This is a genomic window from Nocardia sp. Root136, assembly GCF_001427185.1.
In the GTDB taxonomy this organism is placed as follows: domain Bacteria; phylum Actinomycetota; class Actinomycetes; order Mycobacteriales; family Mycobacteriaceae; genus Nocardia; species Nocardia salmonicida.
On record NZ_LMFE01000011.1, the window covers coordinates 289504 to 307958 of the forward strand.

Below are 18455 nucleotides of genomic sequence, written 5' to 3' on the forward strand. Positions count from 1 at the left end.
GCCCCCTGCCCACGCCCGCCGGGTCCGGTGTGGGCGATCAGACTCCGGCCAGTAGCGCCTTCGTGCGGCCCGGGTGGTTGGTCGCGACCCAGCTGACGCCGAGGTCGGCGCACAACGTCACGTCTTCGGGCTCGTCCACGGTCCAGCAGTAGGTGGCCCGGCCCGCCGCGGCGGCCTTGTCGACGAGTTCGGGATGCTCGCGCAGCGTCTTCACCGAAGGGCCGACCGCGGTCGCGCCGACTGTGGTGGCCGCGCCCCCGCCGAGAAACCGCGACGATTCGCCGAGCAGCACCGTCGGCAACAGCGGTGCGGCACGGCGGATCCGCCAGACCGCGGTCGCCGCGAACGACATCACCACCGCGCGGGAGTGATCGGCCGACGCCGGCGTGGCGATGCCGAAACGCTGAAGTTCGGCGAGCACCTTGTTCTCCACCAGGGCGCCGTAGCGCACCGGGTGCTTGGTCTCGATGAACAGTTTTGTCGGACGGGTGCGCCAGTCGAGGACGAGGCCGATCAGATCGCTCAGCGCGAGCACGCCCTGCGGCTCTTCGCCGGTGCCGAAGTTCATGTCGCGCAACTCGTCCAGCGTCAGTTCACTGACCAGGCCGGTGGCATCGGCGGTGCGGTCGACGGTGCGGTCGTGCACGCAGACCAGGTGGCCGTCGCGGGTGAGCCGGACGTCGCATTCGACACCGTCGGCGCCCTCCTGCAGCGCTAGTTCGTACGCGGCGAGGGTGTGCTCGGGTCGTGCCGCCGACGCACCACGATGCGCCACCACGAAGGGTGGGCGATTGCTCTGGCTCACTTGGCCACGACCTCCTCCTGCGTATTCTCGCCTGTCCGGACGGAATCCGCGCGTTCGGCCTCATCGTGCCCGACGTCATCGCGCGCCGCGACGTCGCGCGCCGCGACAGCGCCCGGCTCGACCGGCGCGATGACGACCTCGGCGGGATCGGCCGCCATCACCCAGCGGTGCGCCGACCTGACCTCCCCACGCAGGTCACGGCCCTCCAGTGTGCGCACCATCCACAACGTCAGGACCGCGAACCCGGCCGCGCACAGGTCGGTGAAACCGGTGAAGGAGACACCGTCGGCCTCGGCCTGCAGGGTCGACGCGTCGCGCCACAGCGTCGCCGCGATCAACAGCAGCCCGCTGAATGCCCAAGCGGCCCACCAGATCCGCACCGCCCGCCACGAACGCGGATCGGGGTCGGCGCCGAGCAGTTCGGTGAGAAACACGCCGGGCCAGATCAGATTGACGCCCGGCACCAGACATCCCGCGATCAGCGACCATCGTTTGCGCGGGTCACGCTTGCCGTAGGCGGTGAACACGATCGTGCGTGCTTCGATCAGCCAGGCGACCAGCGACACGGCCGTCACCAACGCGCAGAGGGGCGCGATGACGCCGAACACCAGCACCGTCGCGTCGGAGATCGACAACAGCCAGCCGGGGATGAGCCGGGCACGGTTCTGCAACAGGATCAGGTAGCGGCCGTATTCGGCGAGGCCGGCGAGCAGGAACGCGAGCGCGGTCGTGACCAGCAGCCGATCGCGGTGGACGGCGAGGCCGCGCAGGGGGCGCTCGGACGGGCGGGCCGCGGACGGCGGCGGATCGAGCAGGCCCCAGCGCGGGGTCTCGGTGTAGCGCGGGGTCGGCCCGAGCGGGGCCGAGGTGGTCGCGCCCGCCTTGCGGGTGCGGTGATCGGGTCGGCGCGCGACCCAGCGGTAGTTGCGCTGAGTGGCCGGTGCGTCGACCCTGCCGGGCGAGAGCAGCACCCCTCGGCAGCGCGGGCACCAGTGCATCGGCGCGCCCTGCACGGCCCACCGCGCACCACAGCGTGCACATGGTTGCACCACCGAACTCACCCGCGCACCCCGCTTCCGGACTAGTAGATCTTGGCTTCGTGGTCGCCGTCGGCGACCACCGGGCGGCTGGTCTGCTGCCAGGCCACCATGCCCCCCGCGACATTGACCGCTTCGTACCCGATGTGGGCGAGATATCGGACGACCTCGATGGACCGGCCACCCTGTCTGCACACGACGTAGAGCTCGGCGTCGATATCGAGCTCGTCGAGGCGGGCAGGCACGTCGGCCATCGGGATGTGGACCGCGCCCGGCGCGTGGCCGAGGTTCCATTCGTCGGGTTCGCGCACGTCGAGCAGCTGCGCGCCCGGCGCCGGGTCCGCGTCATCGAACGCGGCGGGTACCGCACCCACCGGCACCGTGGGGACATCGGAGCTCGTCACGCCTCGATCCTGCCATGCCGCACGGATCGCCGGGCGAGGCTGTGCGAGGACGGTGCGATCCGCGAGCCCCAGCTATCGATCAGCACACATCCAACGGGAACCGGCTGCCGACGACGCCGACAGCCGGGTGAAACCAGCCGGGAACAACCGATCCGGGACTCCCCTCCATGTCATCCCGGAGCGGTCGTTCGCCGCTGACGTCGGGATTCGTGGACTGTGTCTTGTCCCGACATCTACTTGGACGCAAGCGGGACCGATTCGGTTCCATAAAAACGAGAACACTAGAGAAAATCTTAAATCCTGGGATCTGGGCGGCCGGATCGGTAGCCTGGGCGCATGAACGTGAGCAGGGGGCTACTCGACAGTTTCGACATCAACGGCTTGAATACCGCTTTGTCCGAATCCACGTGTCTAGGGGTAGAAGTGGATGCCGCGGCGGGCAGGCTGCAACTCGCTCTGGAGGTGCTGACGCTACCCACGGATGGACCCGCGCCGATCGACACGAAAGTCCTGCTCACCTTCACCGGAGTCACCCGCGTCGCGGCCTCCCTGCGCATCCAGCGCTGGGACGATGTCGACGCCCGTGTGCTTCCCCTGACCCTCGATCAGCTCGACGAGGCCATCGAGAGCTTCGGCGGCGGCGGGCTGCACGGGTGGGAGTTCATCGATCTCGACGACAGCGGGTGGACGCTGTGGAGCGAGTTGCTCAGCTTCGACACGGTGCTCGATCAGCGCATCGCCGCGCATGTCATCGAGTTCTCCCAGGAGGAGGGCATCGACCCGCGCGAACTCGACGTCCGCGTGTGGTTCGACAAGATCTCGGTCACCGACACCGCGGGCCGCGAGATTCCGATGAACGAGTTCATCGACGGCGGCCGGCGCTGGTGGGACGCGCACGCCACCGGCGATGCCAGGACGACGAAGGCCGACATCGCGCCGCCGCTGTAGTTTTGGAGCGCTGGCGCGCTCGGGCGGGGCCCTTCGGGCCCCTGATATTCCCTCCCTCCGGGCACTCCTTCGTCGCACCCTCCACTCAGTCCAGATCAGGGCGGGCCCCGCTGGTAGAGACATACGGGGAATCGGGGGCACGGTTCGCGGGTTGCACGGGGCGGGTGTACGAATGATGGTTGGTGTTGTCGTCCGAACTGGGCGCACACAGCCCGACACACGGAAAGGGACATCGTGGCCGTCTACACGCTGCCGGAACTGGATTACGACTTCGGCGCACTGGAGCCTCACATCTCCGGTGAGATCAACGAGATCCACTACACCAAGCACCACGCTGCCTACGTCGCAGGCGCCAACAAGGCGCTCGAGCAGCTCGAGGAAGCTCGCGAATCCGGCGACCTGGCTGCCATCCTGCTGCTGGAGAAGAACCTGGCCTTCCACCTGGGTGGCCACTACAACCACTCCGTTTGGTGGAAGAACCTTTCCCCCAACGGCGGCGACCAGCCGGAAGGCGACCTGGCCGCGGCCATCGCCGACCAGTTCGGTTCGTTCGACAAGTTCCGCGCGCAGTTCACCGCTGCCGCCAACGGCCTGCAGGGCTCCGGCTGGGCCGTCCTGGGTTACGACACCCTCGGCCAGAAGCTGCTGACCTTCCAGCTGTACGACCAGCAGGCCAACGTGCCCACCGGCATCATCCCGCTGCTGCAGGTCGACATGTGGGAGCACGCCTTCTACCTGCAGTACAAGAACGTCAAGGCCGACTACGTGACTGCGTTCTGGAACGTCGTCAACTGGGCTGACGTGCAGGACCGCTTCGCCCGGGCCGTCGGCCAGGGCAAGGGCCTCATCTTCGGCTGATCCGCCTCTCCGCGTATTTTGCCGGTCGTAGGTAACTCCACGGGTTCTTGACCGGACTCGCGGTCGTGTGCCCCAGGCTTCTGGGCGTGCCCGGCGAGTTACCCATGTTCTTGCGAAATCAGGCGTTGCGCGAAAGACCTCCCAGTTATTCACTGGGGGGTCTTTTGCGTAGATTGCCCGTTCTGGCACTCACTGGTACTTGTGTGCCAGATGGGTTAGGGGCTATTCCTGTCATATACGGGCACAGTCGCCCCCGTTAGTCGGGAGGCCATCATGAACACACAGGGTCCGATCGGGATCACGCCGTTTCAGGCGCGCGGTCGACTACGGGGATTCGTGGTTTCGGGGCGGTGGCCGGATACCACCAAGGAATGGGCGCAGGTACTGGTGCTGGCCGTGCGGGTCGCATCGATGCCGGGCCTGCTGGTGACCACCACGGTGTTCGGGGTCCGCGAGGAGCTGCCCGACGATCCAGAACCCGGCACGGTGGGACTGGTGATGGCGGAAGGGCCGGTGCTCGGCGACGAGGCGATCGAACCCGGCCGGTTCGCCGCGCACGTGCCGCCCGCGCTGCTGATGCTGCATCCGCCCTCGGAGACCCGTCCGTCGCTGCCCGAATGCGCGGGCGCGGCCTCGGGCTGCGTGCTGCTGCCCGGCGTGCCGCATCTCGGTTTGGAGCATCGCGCGGCGTGGGCGGAGGCCGAACTCGACGGCACGATCACCTCACTGGTGAGCCGGGTCGGCATGGATCTGATCAGCGATCCCGACACCGCCGTGCTCGCAATGCTGCTGGCGTCCTGAGTCTTTCGGCCGTGACGGTCGGGCGAATGCCTGGCAACGGGTCTGCGTTGTACTGAAATCAGGGAAACCGAACTATCGCCGCCGTACACCCAAACTTATTGTGCCCATTGAGATTTGGATTACCAGCGCTTGGCATACCGGGAGCAATCGGGCTAGAGTGATGAACAGCGAAGGGGAGTAGCCCGCAATCGCCCAGTCGACATACTGATCGCCGCCGAATTCGGCGCGGTCCGGCTGCGCGAACCGGTGACCACCGGTGGGCGAGACCTTCGGCCACGAACCGATCCGTCGACCGGTGTGGCTGAAGGCGCACCCGTCTTTCAGCCACAGGCCGGAGTATTTTCCTGGGAGCTGACTTCATGATCGCCACGATCCTGCTGAGCTTCGGCGTGCTCTTCCTCGCCGAACTCGGCGACAAATCGCAACTCATGGCGCTCACCTTCTCGCTGCGCTACCGCTGGTGGGTGGTGCTGGCGGGCATCAGCGTCGCCAGCGTGGCAGTGAACCTCATCGCCGCGGGCGTCGGCCATTTCCTCGGCACCGCGCTCCCCGCGGATGCCATCGCCGTCATCACCGCGCTCACCTTGCTCGCGGTCGGCCTCTGGACGCTGCGCGATGCGCTCACCGGCGACGACGACTCCGAAGAAGCCCCCGCGCCATCGAGCACCCGCAATGCCTTTCTCGTGGTGATCTCCGCCTTCACCCTCGCCGAACTCGGCGACCGCACCATGTTCGCCGCCGCCGCACTCGCCTCCAACAACAACTGGCTGGCCGTCTGGATCGGCTCGGTCGCAGGCATGGTCGCCGCGGGCGCGCTGGCGATCCTGGTCGGCAAGATCGCGGGCAAGCACCTGCCCGAGCGCGGCATCGCCATCGCATCGGGCCTGCTGTTCCTGTTCTTCGCCGCGAAGACCGTGCTCGACGCGTTCGTGCCCGGTCTCGGCGGTTGGGCGTCGGCCGGGCTGGCACTGCTCGCCCCCGCGCTGGCCGGTCTCGGCGTCGGGGTATGGCGCGCCGCGCGGCGGACGGCGCCCGACCCGACACAGATGGCGGCGCGCTGACTCAGTGGGCGAAGGCGTTGCCGTAGAGCGTGCCGGAGCGTTCGGCCAACGCGATCAGCTGGTCTTTGATGCCGCGCAGGCTTTCCGGGTCGTCGGCGGCGATCCGGCCGGTGACCATCGCGCCGATGGCGGCGGCCAGGGTCGCGCAGGCGAACTGCTGGTCTTCGGATTCGGCGCCGAGCATGGTGGCCACCACCTCGACGAAACGATGCTGCAAGTCCATGCGCGCCTCGATGGCCGACGGGCCGACCGCGTAGACCTCCACCAGGAACAGACGGGCCGAGGCCGGGTCGTCGATCATGTGGTCGAAGTAGGTGGTGAGGATGCGGTCCATCCTGGTGAGCGCGTCGGTGTCGACGCAGTCGGCGATCACCGCCTGCAGCTTCGCGGCCAGGGAGTTCGACACCCGATCGAAGGCCGCGTTGAAGCAGTCCTCTTTCGAGCGGAACAGCTCGTAGAACGTTTCCCGTGAAACCCCTGCCCGCTTGAGTACGGCCGCGACCGGCGTGCCGACATAGCCGCCCACGGTCATCGCCTCGCCCATCGCCACGAGAATGCGCTCACGCTGAGAGGCGACGACTTCTTCGCGCGAGAGGTGGTGGCGTCCACGCGGAAGTTGTTGCCGCAGGGTCGAATCGTTCATGATTGCCGTTCCATTCTGCGGGGTCGGGCTGGCTGTTCGGTGGTGAAGGGGACCTCTTCGGTGCGGGCGATGTCGATGGCGCGGGCCAGGCGATCGCCTTGCACCCGCTGCACGACCAGTTGGGCCAGCAGCCGAAACGGCCGGACCAACGCTACCCACCAGGGCGAGACAACGGTCTTCCTTCGTCGCGCGATGGCTCGTTCCATCGCTTCCACCGCGGGGCCGACCGGCGAGCTGCCGGTCAGGCTGGTCTCCCCCAGCACGGTGTGCGCGGCGACTGTCCCGAATCCGCGCACCGTCATGTCGGTGTCGATCCCGGCGAAATAGCTCACCCCCACCTTCGCCCCGGTGGACCGCAGTTCCGCGCGCAGCGTGGCGCCGAGCGAGGCCACCGCCGCTGCCGAGGCGCTGTAGGCCCCGCCGAGCGGCAACTGCACGGCGGTGGAGATCGACGACATCAACAGCACATACCCGCCCGGATGCGAAAGATGCGCACCCGCCGCCGACACCGTGTAGGCGACCCCGAGCACATTCACCGCGAGGGTCTCCTCGAGCACCGACGGATCCCCGCCGATCATCGCCATCTGCTTGGCGACCCCCGCGTTGGCCACCAGCACATCGAGCCCGCCGAGTTCGGCGACCAACGCCTCGACCACCCGCTCGACCTGTCCCCGATCGGCCACATCGCAATACCGCCACGGCACACCACCGCATTCGGCGGCCACTTCGGCCAGCAGTTCCGGTTCGAGCCCGAGCAGAGCCACATGGGCGCCGTGAGCGGCCAATCTTCGAGCCAGCGCGGCGCCGATCCCGCGTGCGGCCCCGGTGATCAGGACCTTGCGTCCGGCCACGGAAGGACCGGCGAACGATCTCATGACGGCACGCTACCACTGGTAAACACCGGTGTTCACGACGATTTCCCCACCGCCCGATATGGGTGTTCCAGACCACACCCGTCACGCGCTAAGGTGCCCTTATTGGCAACCGGCACAATAAGCCGTAGGCCATAGAGTTCCAGGCGCACCCCTCCTCGTAGGGGGTGCGACGAAGGAGCGCGTTCTCAGCGCGCGGAGTCAAGCGCCGAGAACAGCGGCACCAGCCGCAAATAAACACAGAGAGGACCATCAGTGGAGATTTCGGGTTCCGCCGCCATTGTCACCGGAGGCGCGTCCGGCCTCGGTGCCGCCACCGCCAAGCGTCTCGCCGACGCGGGCGCCACCGTCTTCGGCCTGGATGTCCCCCAGTCCATCGAGCGCGCGGGCGACAACGTCCCCGCGGGCGTCACCCTGATCGCGGCCGACGTGACCAGCGGTGACGAGGTCGCCGCCGCGATCGCCCAGATCACCGAGGGCCCGGCGCCGCTGCGCATCGTGGTCAACTGCGCCGGCGTCGGCTGGGCGGGTCGCATCCTGTCCAAGAACGGCCCGCACGACCTGGAGCTGTTCCGCACCGTCATCACCGTGAACCTGCTCGGCACGTTCAATGTGATGCGCTTGGCCGCCGACGCGATCGCCAAGACCGAACCGGTCGACGAGTACGGCCAGCGCGGCGTGGTCATCAACACCGCCTCGGTCGCGGCCTTCGAAGGCCAGGTCGGCCAGATCGCGTACTCCGCTTCCAAGGGCGGCGTCCACGGCATGACCGTCCCCGCAGCTCGCGACCTCGCCCAGTTCGGCATCCGCGTCAACACCATCGCCCCCGGCATCATCGACACCCCGATGCTCGCCGGCGTCACCCCTGAGTACCGCGCGGGCCTCGAAGCCGGCGTCCCGTTCCCCTCGCGCCTGGGCCGCCCGGACGAGTACGCCCAGCTCGTCGAGTACATCGCGAGCCACGACTACCTCAACGGCGAGACCATCCGCATGGATGGCGCGCTGCGCATGGCACCGCGCTAGAAATCTCCTGTTCGGCGGCGCCTAGCCTGTACCGGCCAGGCGCCGTTCGTTTTTCGGGTGAGTTCGCCCCGGTCAATTGTCGGGGCGGTCGTCGAGTTCGCGCTGAAGGTCGGTGTTGATCCGCTGTGCCTCGGCGAGCTGATCCTCGAGGATCACGATCCGGCACGACGACTCGAGCGCGTTGCCCGCATCGACGAGTTCGCGCACGCGCGCGGCGATGCGCAGTTGGTAGCGCGAGTAGCGGCGGTGCCCGCCGGCCGAGCGCTGCGGGGTCAGTAGCCGCGCGGCGTCGAGGCCGCGCAGGAACGCCTGGGTGACGCCGAGTATCTCCGCGGCGCGTCCCATGCTGTAGGCGGGGTAGGTGTCGTCATCGAGCTTGTCCGCCGCGCTGGGACCGTCGGCGGGATTGATGTTCGGGTGCTGCACGAGGCCTCTCGGGTTCAACGCCGGAAGGCCCCGGCGCTGTGCGCCGGGGCCATGATTTACGACTGGGGGAATGTTCTGAGACACCGCATCCGACAACTCCCGGGATGCGGGACATGTAAATGGCTTATCAGTGGCCACCACCTCCTGAATCGTCGGTTCTACCTGCGGTTTTCACTTACTACTTCACTTGCCTTGCTTCTTCGCCCACTCCGGCGGTCCGGCCTGCTGCACCGGATTCTCTTCTCCGCCGGAAGGGACGGTCGAACTTGTCGTTCCGGGCAGTTCACCTGCCCGGCCATCTGATTTCTTAACAGGAACGAGAGCGACTATATACCCCCGAACCCGAGAATGTCTACACCCGACACGACAGATTTACTCCACCTGCGGTGATGGAAGGATGACCTGCGGTTACACGGGGCGGGTGAAGGTGACCAGGGCGCGGCCAGGGCCGTTGTAGTCGGGGACGGGACCCGCGACGGTGAAGCCGAGGCTGCGGTGGAAGTCGATGCTGGTGTAGTTGGCGGGCGACGTTATCGCGGTGACGATGGTGCGATTGTCGGAGCGAGCGATGGTGAAGAAGGCTTCGTAGAGGGTTCTGCCCAGGCCGGCCTTGCGGGCGTCGGGACGGACCGCGACGAAGTGGATGTAGGCCGTGTACGGGTCGGACGGTGAGCCGAAACCCACCAGGAAGCCGGAGATTCCGTTGTCGTCGGAGGCGATGAGACTGGTGCGATGGAAGTGGTCGAGGAACATGCGAGGAAGGTTGTGGACCGCTGCTCTGCCCCACCAGTTGTCGACTACGCCGATGACGGTGTCGTAGTCATCAGGTCTCGCTCGACGAATTTCGTGCCCCACCATCACTCCATGGTGCCCCGACGTGACTTGTCAGCACCAGAATTGCGGTGAACAAGACTGCCCGCCACCGAAACCGGTAGCGGGCAGTCCACAGTGCGGGTGATCTCAGACCGTGCGGGTGAGCCGTTCGGTGAGCAACTGGGCGAAGCGGGCGGGGTCCTTGAGTTCGCCGCCCTCGGCGAGAACTGCTGTGCCGTAGAGGAGTTCGGCGGTCTCGGCGAGCTCGGGAACCTTGCCTTCGTCGGCGTCGGACTTGCGCGCGTCGTAGGCGTCGCGCAGGCCGGTGACCAGCGGATGGGTGGGGTTGAGCTCGAGAATCCGCTTGGACTCCGGCAGCGCCTGACCCGAGGCCCTGTACATGCGCTCGAGCATGGGGGTGAAGTCGTAGACGTCACCGACCAGGCAGGCGGGCGAGGTGGTGAGGCGGTTGGTGAGGCGGACCTCCTTGGCGACATCGGTCAAAGTGCCACCGAGCCAAGCGAGTAGGTCGCCGAAGTCCTTGTCCTGCTGTTCGCGCAGGGCTTCGGTTTCCTTCTTCTCGTCCTCGGTTTCCAGGTCTACCTCGCCCTTGGCGATGGACTGGAAACTCTTGCCCTGGAATTCGGGCACCGAGCCGACCCACATCTCGTCGACCGGATCGGTGAGGATCAGCACCTCGCGCCCCTTGGCCGTGAAGGCCTCCAGGTGTGGCGAATTCTCCACCTGCGCACGGCTTTCGCCGGTCATGTAGTAGATCGAGTCCTGGCCGTCCTTCATCCGCTCCACGTACTGCGCGAGCGTGGTGAGCTCGGACTCGGAGGCAGTGGAGGCGAAAGAGGAGACGGTGAGCAAGGTTTCGCGGTTGTCGGTATCGGAGAGCAAGCCCTCCTTGATGACGCGGCCGAACTGCGACCAGAACGTCTGGTACCTGGTCTGATCCTCGGCGCCCTGCAGGTCCTTGACCGTGGACAGCACCTTCTTCACCAGGCGCTTGCGGATCATCTGGATCTGGCGGTCCTGCTGCAGGATCTCACGAGAGACGTTGAGCGAGAGGTCCTGCGCGTCGACGACTCCCTTGACGAAGCGCAGGTACTCCGGCATCAGTTCTTCGCAGTTGTCCATGATGAACACGCGACGCACGTAGAGCTGCACACCGCGCTTGTGCTCACGGGTGAACAGGTCGAACGGCGCGATCGAGGGAATGAACAGCAGCGCTTGGTATTCGAAGGTGCCCTCGGCCTTCATCGGGATGATCTCGAGCGGCTCGTCCCAGGCGTGCGAGACGTGGTGGTAGAACTCCTTGTACTCCTCCTCGCTCACCTCGCTCCGGGGGCGCGTCCACAAAGCCTTCTGCGAGTTGAGGATCTGGTCCTCGACGATGGTCTTGTCGACCTTGTCCTCGCCCTCCCCCTCGGTCACCGTGCGCTCGACCTGCATGCGGATCGGCCAGGCGATGAAGTCGGAGTACTTGCGGACGATCTCGCGCAGCTTCCATTCCTGCGTGTAATCGAAGAGGTGATCGTCTTCGTCGGCGGGCTTGAGCTCGAGGGTCACCGAGGTGCCCTGCGGTACGTCGGCGACGGTGTCGATGGAGTAGGTGGAGCTGCCCGCGGCGGCTTCCCAGCGGGTGCCTTCGGTCTCGCCCGCCTTGCGGGTGGTGAGGACGACCTTGTCGGCGACCATGAAGGTGGAATAGAAGCCGATGCCGAACTGGCCGATCAGCTCCTCGGCGGCGGCGTCGGACTTGGCCTCGGTGAGCTTGCGGCGCAGGTCGGCGGTGCCGGATTTGGCGAGGGTGCCGATCAGGTCGATCACTTCGGCGCGGGACATGCCGATGCCGTTGTCGCGCACCGTCAGGACACGCTCGTCCTGGTCGACCTCCAGCTCGATGTGCAGGTCTGAGGTGTCGGCGCCCAGGTCTTTGTCCTGGTAGGCGGCAAGTTTGAGCTTGTCCAGTGCGTCGGAAGCGTTCGAGATCAGCTCCCGCAGGAAGGTGTCTTTGTTGGAGTAGACCGAGTGGATCATCAGCTCGAGGAGCTGGTGGGTTTCGGCCTGGAACTCGAGGGTTTCGACGTGCTGCTCAGTCACGCCCCCGATGGTATTACGGCGCCTGTCGCGGTTCTCCCGAGGACCCTGTGTGGTGACGCCGCGCTAGCTCACCGGTCGCACCGCGCCGAAATCGGCCAGTGAGGGAACCTCGGCGACCGCCCGCTTCGACATCCAATCGCGCAGTACCTGGGTGGCGCGCACATCGTCTTCGTTGTAGACGAACAGGCGGGTGCGCTGCGACATGTCGATGACGTCGTCGTACCCGACGGCACGGCGGTACCAGCCCATCGAGGCCTCCCCGCCTGCCTCCGGATCACGCCATCCGAACCCGGCGACGGGCGCGATCTTCTTGAGCCCCTTACCGTTCGGGCAGATGAACTGCTCGGTGACGGCCTGGAACATGTCGACCCATTCCTTCGAGTCGACGAACGCGCGCACTTCCTCGTGGGTCGGGATGCCGGGGCGCCCGGCGAATCGGCGGGCCGATTCGTAGAGCCACTTGTCCTCGGCGGTGCGCGAATAGCAGTAGGCGGCAAAGGTTTTGCCCGCGGCATGGGCTTCGGCGCGCCGCTCCATCAACCAGGTCCAGAATTCGCCGAACGAGCGGCCCTCGTCCTCGGTGGGCAGCGGATCCCAGGTGAAGAACGGGCGGTAGACATCGTCGAGCAGGGTGCCCCACAGATAGGCGCCGTCTTCCTGGTAGCTCTCCAGGTCGACGTCGATCTCCACATCGGCGCGACGCACGCTCACCTTCTCGAACCGGCGCACCAGCGGGGCGCCGTCGATCCAGGCGCGGGCGGTGACGACGGTTTCGGCGAACGGCCCGTGCTGCCAGTCGTCGGGTTCCTCACCCTCCCAGGCGGCGAGTTCGTCGACCGTCTCGATCCCGTGCAGGCGCAGAACATCCGCGCGCGACCCCGGTGCGACCAGGCTCACATCGCGCATCTGCGCCAGCGTCGCCTCACAGCTGGGTTGGCCCTCAGGACCGCGCACCCACCAGGGGCACTGCCTGCACTCGGGCACTTTCGACGGCTGGGTCGGCAGTTCTCCGCGCACCACGGCGATGCGGTCGGCGTAGCGTTGGTCGTAATCGGCCAGCACGTTCGTCAGGTCATGGACCAGGATCCGGTCGGCGACCAGGCCGATCGCACCGCCGATCAGGGCGGGACTGGCCATGCCGTAGCGCTGCAACATCCGGTACAGGTGGGCGAGGCGCTGCTGGTCGCGCGGCTGCGGGCGCAGTTTCACGTGTTTGTCGCGGCGGGGCTGCCACTGGAACAGATCCGAGGTCAGCGGGTGGAAATCGGCGGGGTCGGGCCTGCGCGGGTCGGTGACCTTGTGGTTGACCACGATGATCGGGATATAGCCGCCGCGATCGTCGTCGCGCAGCAGGATCTCGACACCGCCACGTCGACCGGTATCGGCTTCCTGCGGCAGCAGTCCGCCCCAGATGCGCGGGGCGCCTGCCTCGATGGCCGCCATAGTCGCGGCGGCTTTGGCGCCACCACGCAATTCCGGGTCGATCACCACCCAGTCGGCAGGGGCGGACGCGACCAGTTCGTCGCGGATCCTGGTGCGATGAGCGGTGGCGGCGTCGCGCCGCTGCTGCACTCCCGGATCCTCGCGGACCTCGGCGAGCACGCCCGGATTCTCGGCATCGAGGCGCAGCCGGTGCCTGCATCCGATCAGTGAACGCGCGTCAAGGAAGGCGGTGCGGAAATCCGCAGCGGAAGCGGGGACCGGGCTACGCACCGGCCCGCCGTCGAAGTCGTCCTCGGCTGCACGCACGCAAGCAGTATGGGCCTTACCCCCGACACAATGCCCAATCGCTACCCTGATCCCACTACGCTACGGAGAACGGCAGGCCGCTTGGAGGCGGTGCTGCCTCATGACTTGGCGAGCATGACGGAGGGCCTGATCCCATGGGGTTGTTCAGCAAGCGGAAGCGGCGGCCGAGCCGACGCGCTGAGGCGAAAGCACTCAAGCACAAAGCCGCGGTGGAGGCGAAGCTGAGCGCCAAGAACGAGCGCAAGGCGGCCAAGGCGGGCGAGCGCGTGAACCGTCGCGCGGCCAAGGCACAGGCACGCACGGCCGACAAGGTGGCCAAGGCACAGATCGCGACCCTGCATGCCGAGGAAAAGGCCGCGCAGAAGGCCGCCGCGAGGGCCGATCGTGAGCTGTTCAGCGCGAGTCAGGTCCGCAAGTACATCGGGGTGGCCCGAGTCCTCATCCCCGTGCTCGCCCCGCTGGCTTATCGCGGCGCCACGATGGTGCGCGGTCAGCTCGACGCCCGCAAGGCGCAGCAGCTCGGTATCGGCATGGACCAGCTCAGCGAGTTCAGCGGGCACGGTGCGCGCCTGCAGGCCCGCATCACCAACACCGAGGACGCCCTCGCGAAGATCGCCGCCGACAAGGCGGGCGATGCCGACACCGAGAAGTTCGTCGAAGCGGCGCGCTCGCGCCTGGCCGACCTGAACGTGGCGGTGCGCACGGCCGAGCAGATGCCCGCCGCGCGCCGCAAGGCTGTCCACGCGTCGATCTCGGCCGAGCTGGCCGTGTTGGAGAACGACGTGCTCGCCCGCCTCGGCGTTCGCTGAGCCTGCCGTGACCACGCCGCAGCTCACCTCCCGCTTGCGCGGTGGTGGCTGCGGCGTACTCGTGGGCGGGCTGGCTGTGGCCGCGCACGGGATCGGCGGCGGCGGGGTGCCGAAGTCGGCGGAACTCGCACTGCTGCTGCTGGTTTCACTGACGGCCGGGATTTTCGCCGCGGGTGTCACCGCCGAATGCGCTGGGCCGCGGACGCATTCGTACCGTCGGCCCGCGACGTTGCGCACGGCCGCCGCGTTGATCGGTGGTCAGTGGGCCGGGCACTTCGCGCTGTCGGCGACGCTCGACCATCACGGGCTGCTCCACCTGCCGAGTCTGCCGATGATCGCCGCGCACCTCGTCGCGGCGGGTGCTTGTGCCGCACTGATACTCGTCGCCGAGCGGCTGTATCTCGTTGCGTCGAGCGTGATTCGAGCCGTACTCAGCAGTCCCGCTGCGCTCGCGCACCGCGCTGTCCGCTGGTTCGCCGCTGTCGCCGTCGCGCGCGGTGCTCGTCCGAAGGGTGCGCGATGTCCGCGCGCACCGCCGTTGTTCGCCTGATTCACCACGACATCAGAATTCTTCGGACGACAAGGCATCCCATGCACAACTTCATCACCCGTAGCACCGGTACCGCCGCCCTCGCGGCGGGTTTGGTGCTCGCCGCCTGCGGTTCGGCGGCCGCTCACGTGACTGTCGACGCGCCGGGCGCCGCCCAGGGCAAGTACACCGTCGCCACCTTCAAGGTGCCGACCGAATCCGAGACCGCGTCCACCACCGCACTGCGCGTCACCGTGCCGAACCTGAAAAGTGTTCGCACCGAGCCGATGCCGGGTTGGACATCGAAGATCGAGCGCAACGACAAGGGCGAGAGCGTCGCCGTCGTGTGGTCGGCTGATCCGGGTAACCCCGGCGTCGGGCCCGGCCAGTTCCAGCGGTTCGTGCTCTCACTCGGCCCGCTGCCCACCCAGGACACCGTGAACTTCCCCGCGCAGCAGACCTACGGCGACGGCAAGGTCGTGGCCTGGGATCAGCCGAGCACCGGAGGCGCCGAGCCGGAACACCCCGCGCCCGCGCTCACCCTGTCCGCGAACGGCGGTGCCGAGGGCGGCGATCACCAGGTCGCCTCGGGCGAATCCACCGAGACACAGACCGATTCGGTCGCCCGCTGGATGGGCGGAATCGGTCTCGCCCTCGGCCTGTTCGCCGCGGCTCTCGGCCTCGGCCTCGTCTTCCGCTCGCGGCGGTCGTCGTGATGCGGAAGATGCTCGTCGGCTTACTCGCGGTCCTGTTCGCCTGCGCCTTCGCGGCGGCGGGCACGGCGAGTGCGCATTCCGGCGCGGTGAGCAGCGTTCCCGAGAACGGTTCGACCGTGGAGGTCGGACCGGCGCGGGCCAGCATCACCTTCAATGAGGAACTGCAGCAGAACTTTCCGTCACTGACCGTGGTCGGCCCGGACGGCAGGCTGTGGTCCAAGGGCAAGGCGCTGGTCGAAGGACGCAGCGTCAGCGTGGAACTGGGTGAGCTGGGGCCGGTCGGTGAGTACACGATCGCGTTCCGGGTCACCTCGGCCGACGGTCATCCCGTGAGCGGGACGAGGACTTTCACGCTGAGCAAGGCGGGCACCGGCACGCCGGGCGCCCGCCCGGGCGAGGACAAGGCCGACGACGGCGGCGACGGCGGTGTGCCCGTGTGGGTGTTCATCGCCGGCGGGGTGGTGCTGTTCGGCGCCGGCCTCGCGGTGGCGTTGCTCGGCGGCCGGTCCGGCCGCAAGAAGTAATCGACGATGACGACCGGTCGCCGGGAATCCGGTGCCGCGCTGCGGCAGTGGCGGGTCCTGGCGCCGGTCGTTGTCGCCGCGCTGGCCGGGGTGGTGCTGGCCTGGATCCTGCGCCGGTCCGGCGGCTTCGCGTGGGTGGCGTTCGCGCGTGTGCTCGCCGACTGCGCGGGCGCGGTCGTGCTCGGCCTCGCCGCGCTGCCCCGGCTCAACGACCGGCTGACGGTCGCGTGGCGACCGCTGGCCGCCCTCGCCGGTGTCTGGTTCGCCGCCGAGTTCACCGTGCTGGTGTGCGAGGCCGCCGAGATCGTCGGCGTCGCGGTGACCCAGCTCGGCGCGAGCGATTTCATCACGTTCCTCGGCAGGCTCAGCGGCGGCCAGATCGGCATCGCGATCCTGTTCTGCACCGGCGCGATCGCCTGCTACGCGGCGCTGGCCTTCCGTCGGCCCGACACCGCGTCGGCCGATCTGGTGCTCGTGTTCGCGGCGGTCGCGCTGTCGCTGCGTCCGATCACCGGGCACATGTCCCAGCAGATGTTCGGTTCGGTCCTCGCCGCGATCCACGCGCTGGCCGCCGCCTGCTGGCTCGGCCTGCTGCTGGCCATGGTCCTGGTCCTGCGCACGCGCGGCGAGTGGGCCGCGACCCTGCCCCGCTACTCCGCACTCGCCGCGCCCTTGGTCGGCGTCGTCGCGCTCACCGGCCTGGTCAACGGTGTGGTGCGACTCGGCGGCATCACTCCCCTGCTGACAACCGGCTACGGACGAATCCTGCTGGCGAAGCTCGCCATCCTGTGCGTCCTCGTCGCACTGGGCTGGTGGTGGCGGCGAACCTGGGTCCGCAAGGCCGCCGACCACCGCGTCACCGCCGAGACCTCCCTCCGCAACGCGGCCGCCGAGGTACTGATGATGGCGCTGGCATTCGGCCTCGCGGCGACGCTGGCGGTCACCGCGTAGTCGCCTCGGTCACGTTCGGCCTCGATGCCATTTGACGCCGATACGCACCAATTAGAGTGACCCGTATGACCGAAGTGAGGATTGCCGAAGATTGCGCCGCGCCCGCCGAAGCAGCGTTCGCGTTCATGAACGACTACCGCAATCTGCCGAAGTTCTGGTACGGCATCGAATCCTTCACACCCCTGACCGCGCAGACCGACGGCCTCGGCGCGACGTTCGACGGGAAGATGAAGCTCGGCCCCGCGTCGCTGACCTCGCGCGTCGAGGTCGTCGGCTGGGAAGAGGGCCGGTTGATCGCCACCAAGTCGATCAAGGGCATCGAGATCGTCGCGACCTTCAAATTCATCCCCAAGGGTGATATCGCGTGCACAGTGGACGCGGACATCGATTTCTCGGTCGGCGGCGGCATCACGGGCAAGGTGCTCGGCAAGACGATCGAGCCGTTTGTGAAGATCGCGGTTCAGCACACCACCGACGCACTCATCCGCGAGATCGAGAAATCACACAGCGAGCAGGTCTGAGAGCCTACGAATGGCGCGGCCCGGCGGGCCTGACACAATCTGACCTATGACCGAATCAGCGAATGTTGTGGCCACCGCCGATCTGGCCGATGAGATCGGCCCCGAGATCCGGAGCTGCGATACGCAGTTCATCCAGTTCGGCGGCCGCGCCGAATTCGCGGGCCGGATCACCACGATCCGCTGCTTCCAGGACAACCTGCTGGTCAAGCAGACCCTGAGCGAGCCGGGCGAGGGCAAGGTGCTCGTCGTCGACGGCGGCGCGAGCGTGCACACCGCGCTGGTGGGCGACATCATCGCCGGGCGTGGCGTGGACAACGGTTGGGCCGGCGTGATCGTCAACGGCGCCGTGCGCGACTCCGCGATCCTGCGCACCCTCGACATCGGGGTGAAGGCGCTGGGCACCAACCCGCGCAAGAGCACCCAGACCGGCAGCGGCGAGCAGGACGTGCCCGTCGAATTCGGCGGCATCACCTTCGTGCCCGGCGAGATGCTCTACAGCGACTCCGACGGCGTCGTGGTTCGCGCCGAAGACTGAGGGCGACGCGGGTGTTCGAGGGTCAGCCCTCGGACACCCGTACCTTGTTGCCCGCGAGGACGACGACATCGCCGATCTGCAGTTGCCTGCCGCGACGTAGCTCCACTTCGTCGTTGACGCGCACCAAACCCTGCGCGATCACCGTCTTGGCCTCGGAACCCGAATCGATCAGGTTGGCCAGTTTCAGGAATTGCCCGAGCCGGATGACAACGTCATCGATCGGCACATCAACTGGTTCCGACATGCGCTAATACTTACCCGGTCACGCGAAACCGGTCAGCACCGGCCCCGCGGTTGCCCGCGGTGTGGAACACGCCGCAG

The 18455-nt window shown here is 67.5% G+C and carries 22 protein-coding genes; 12 read left to right on the forward strand and 10 right to left on the reverse strand.

The window, feature by feature from the left end:
* Window positions 1-37: 37 nt before the first annotated feature.
* The 3 genes from ASD42_RS28970 to ASD42_RS28980 are packed head-to-tail and all read right to left on the reverse strand — an operon-like array spanning window position 38 to window position 2246.
* Window positions 38-805: a glycerophosphodiester phosphodiesterase gene (locus ASD42_RS28970; protein ID WP_056822465.1), complete on the reverse strand. Its 768-nt coding sequence runs from the start codon at window positions 803-805 to the stop codon at window positions 38-40.
* On the reverse strand, window positions 802-1854 hold the full coding sequence (locus tag ASD42_RS28975) for a DUF4328 domain-containing protein (protein WP_200950531.1): 1053 nt from the start codon (window positions 1852-1854) through the stop codon (window positions 802-804). The genes ASD42_RS28970 and ASD42_RS28975 overlap by 4 nt, the downstream gene beginning before the upstream one ends.
* A gap of 32 nt (window positions 1855-1886) precedes the next feature.
* On the reverse strand, window positions 1887-2246 hold the full coding sequence (locus ASD42_RS28980; RefSeq protein WP_082843813.1) for a rhodanese-like domain-containing protein: 360 nt from the start codon (window positions 2244-2246) through the stop codon (window positions 1887-1889).
* A 336-nt stretch (window positions 2247-2582) separates the two neighbouring features.
* Here ASD42_RS28980 and ASD42_RS28985 point away from each other — a divergent pair, with 336 nt between their 5' ends.
* The 4 genes from ASD42_RS28985 to ASD42_RS29000 all read left to right on the forward strand — a co-directional run bounded on the left by ASD42_RS28985 (window position 2583) and on the right by ASD42_RS29000 (window position 5914).
* On the forward strand, window positions 2583-3194 hold the full coding sequence (locus ASD42_RS28985) for a hypothetical protein (RefSeq protein WP_056822471.1): 612 nt from the start codon (window positions 2583-2585) through the stop codon (window positions 3192-3194).
* A 234-nt stretch (window positions 3195-3428) separates the two neighbouring features.
* Entirely contained in the window at window positions 3429-4052 is a 624-nt protein-coding gene (locus ASD42_RS28990; protein WP_056822473.1) for a superoxide dismutase, read from the forward strand.
* A gap of 273 nt (window positions 4053-4325) precedes the next feature.
* Window positions 4326-4853, forward strand: coding sequence for a hypothetical protein (locus ASD42_RS28995; protein WP_056822475.1), 528 nt, complete (start codon window positions 4326-4328; stop codon window positions 4851-4853).
* Between the two features lie 359 nt (window positions 4854-5212).
* Window positions 5213-5914: a TMEM165/GDT1 family protein gene (locus tag ASD42_RS29000; protein ID WP_056822477.1), complete on the forward strand. Its 702-nt coding sequence runs from the start codon at window positions 5213-5215 to the stop codon at window positions 5912-5914.
* Window position 5915: 1 nt separating this feature from the next.
* On the opposite strand, the gene ASD42_RS29005 is transcribed toward ASD42_RS29000, so the two are convergent.
* Window positions 5916-6557 (reverse strand): TetR/AcrR family transcriptional regulator, encoded by a 642-nt coding sequence (locus ASD42_RS29005; RefSeq protein WP_056822480.1) that lies wholly within the window; start codon window positions 6555-6557, stop codon window positions 5916-5918.
* Window positions 6554-7432 (reverse strand): SDR family NAD(P)-dependent oxidoreductase, encoded by an 879-nt coding sequence (locus ASD42_RS29010; protein WP_056822483.1) that lies wholly within the window; start codon window positions 7430-7432, stop codon window positions 6554-6556. Before ASD42_RS29010 ends, ASD42_RS29005 begins: the two co-directional genes overlap by 4 nt.
* 252 nt (window positions 7433-7684) lie before the next feature.
* Here ASD42_RS29010 and ASD42_RS29015 point away from each other — a divergent pair, with 252 nt between their 5' ends.
* Window positions 7685-8452, forward strand: a complete 768-nt coding sequence (locus ASD42_RS29015) for an SDR family NAD(P)-dependent oxidoreductase (protein WP_056822485.1) — start codon at window positions 7685-7687, stop codon at window positions 8450-8452.
* Between the two features lie 72 nt (window positions 8453-8524).
* Here the strand turns inward: ASD42_RS29015 and ASD42_RS29020 are convergent, their stop codons facing one another.
* The 4 genes from ASD42_RS29020 to ASD42_RS29035 form a co-directional block, all read right to left on the reverse strand.
* The gene (locus tag ASD42_RS29020; RefSeq protein ID WP_235569872.1) at window positions 8525-8878 is read right to left on the reverse strand and encodes a MerR family transcriptional regulator; all 354 of its coding nucleotides are present in this window, start codon (window positions 8876-8878) and stop codon (window positions 8525-8527) included.
* A 408-nt stretch (window positions 8879-9286) separates the two neighbouring features.
* Window positions 9287-9736: a GNAT family N-acetyltransferase gene (locus ASD42_RS29025; protein WP_056822489.1), complete on the reverse strand. Its 450-nt coding sequence runs from the start codon at window positions 9734-9736 to the stop codon at window positions 9287-9289.
* A gap of 102 nt (window positions 9737-9838) precedes the next feature.
* Window positions 9839-11800 carry a molecular chaperone HtpG gene (htpG, locus tag ASD42_RS29030; protein ID WP_255284791.1) on the reverse strand — a complete coding sequence of 654 codons (1962 nt, stop codon included), beginning with the start codon at window positions 11798-11800 and terminating at the stop codon, window positions 9839-9841.
* A gap of 63 nt (window positions 11801-11863) precedes the next feature.
* On the reverse strand, window positions 11864-13513 hold the full coding sequence (locus tag ASD42_RS29035) for a TM0106 family RecB-like putative nuclease (RefSeq protein ID WP_056822809.1): 1650 nt from the start codon (window positions 13511-13513) through the stop codon (window positions 11864-11866).
* Window positions 13514-13683: 170 nt separating this feature from the next.
* Between ASD42_RS29035 and ASD42_RS29040 the strand changes: the two genes are divergently transcribed.
* The 7 genes from ASD42_RS29040 to rraA all read left to right on the forward strand — a co-directional run bounded on the left by ASD42_RS29040 (window position 13684) and on the right by rraA (window position 18134).
* The gene (locus tag ASD42_RS29040; protein ID WP_056822491.1) at window positions 13684-14358 is read left to right on the forward strand and encodes a DUF6474 family protein; all 675 of its coding nucleotides are present in this window, start codon (window positions 13684-13686) and stop codon (window positions 14356-14358) included.
* A 7-nt stretch (window positions 14359-14365) separates the two neighbouring features.
* Window positions 14366-14908: a hypothetical protein gene (locus ASD42_RS29045; RefSeq protein ID WP_056822494.1), complete on the forward strand. Its 543-nt coding sequence runs from the start codon at window positions 14366-14368 to the stop codon at window positions 14906-14908.
* A 41-nt stretch (window positions 14909-14949) separates the two neighbouring features.
* Window positions 14950-15603, forward strand: a complete 654-nt coding sequence (locus ASD42_RS29050; RefSeq protein ID WP_056822496.1) for a YcnI family copper-binding membrane protein — start codon at window positions 14950-14952, stop codon at window positions 15601-15603.
* Window positions 15603-16127: a copper resistance CopC family protein gene (locus ASD42_RS29055; protein ID WP_056822497.1), complete on the forward strand. Its 525-nt coding sequence runs from the start codon at window positions 15603-15605 to the stop codon at window positions 16125-16127. Before ASD42_RS29050 ends, ASD42_RS29055 begins: the two co-directional genes overlap by 1 nt.
* A 6-nt stretch (window positions 16128-16133) precedes the next feature.
* On the forward strand, window positions 16134-17078 hold the full coding sequence (locus tag ASD42_RS29060; protein ID WP_056822499.1) for a copper resistance D family protein: 945 nt from the start codon (window positions 16134-16136) through the stop codon (window positions 17076-17078).
* A gap of 65 nt (window positions 17079-17143) precedes the next feature.
* The gene (locus tag ASD42_RS29065; RefSeq protein ID WP_056822502.1) at window positions 17144-17599 is read left to right on the forward strand and encodes an SRPBCC family protein; all 456 of its coding nucleotides are present in this window, start codon (window positions 17144-17146) and stop codon (window positions 17597-17599) included.
* 46 nt (window positions 17600-17645) lie between these two features.
* A complete protein-coding gene (rraA, locus tag ASD42_RS29070; protein WP_056822505.1) occupies window positions 17646-18134 on the forward strand; it encodes a ribonuclease E activity regulator RraA in 489 nt (162 codons plus the stop codon).
* Window positions 18135-18156: 22 nt separating this feature from the next.
* On the opposite strand, the gene ASD42_RS29075 is transcribed toward rraA, so the two are convergent.
* On the reverse strand, window positions 18157-18378 hold the full coding sequence (locus tag ASD42_RS29075) for an RNA-binding S4 domain-containing protein (RefSeq protein WP_056822507.1): 222 nt from the start codon (window positions 18376-18378) through the stop codon (window positions 18157-18159).
* Window positions 18379-18455 lie beyond the last annotated feature (77 nt).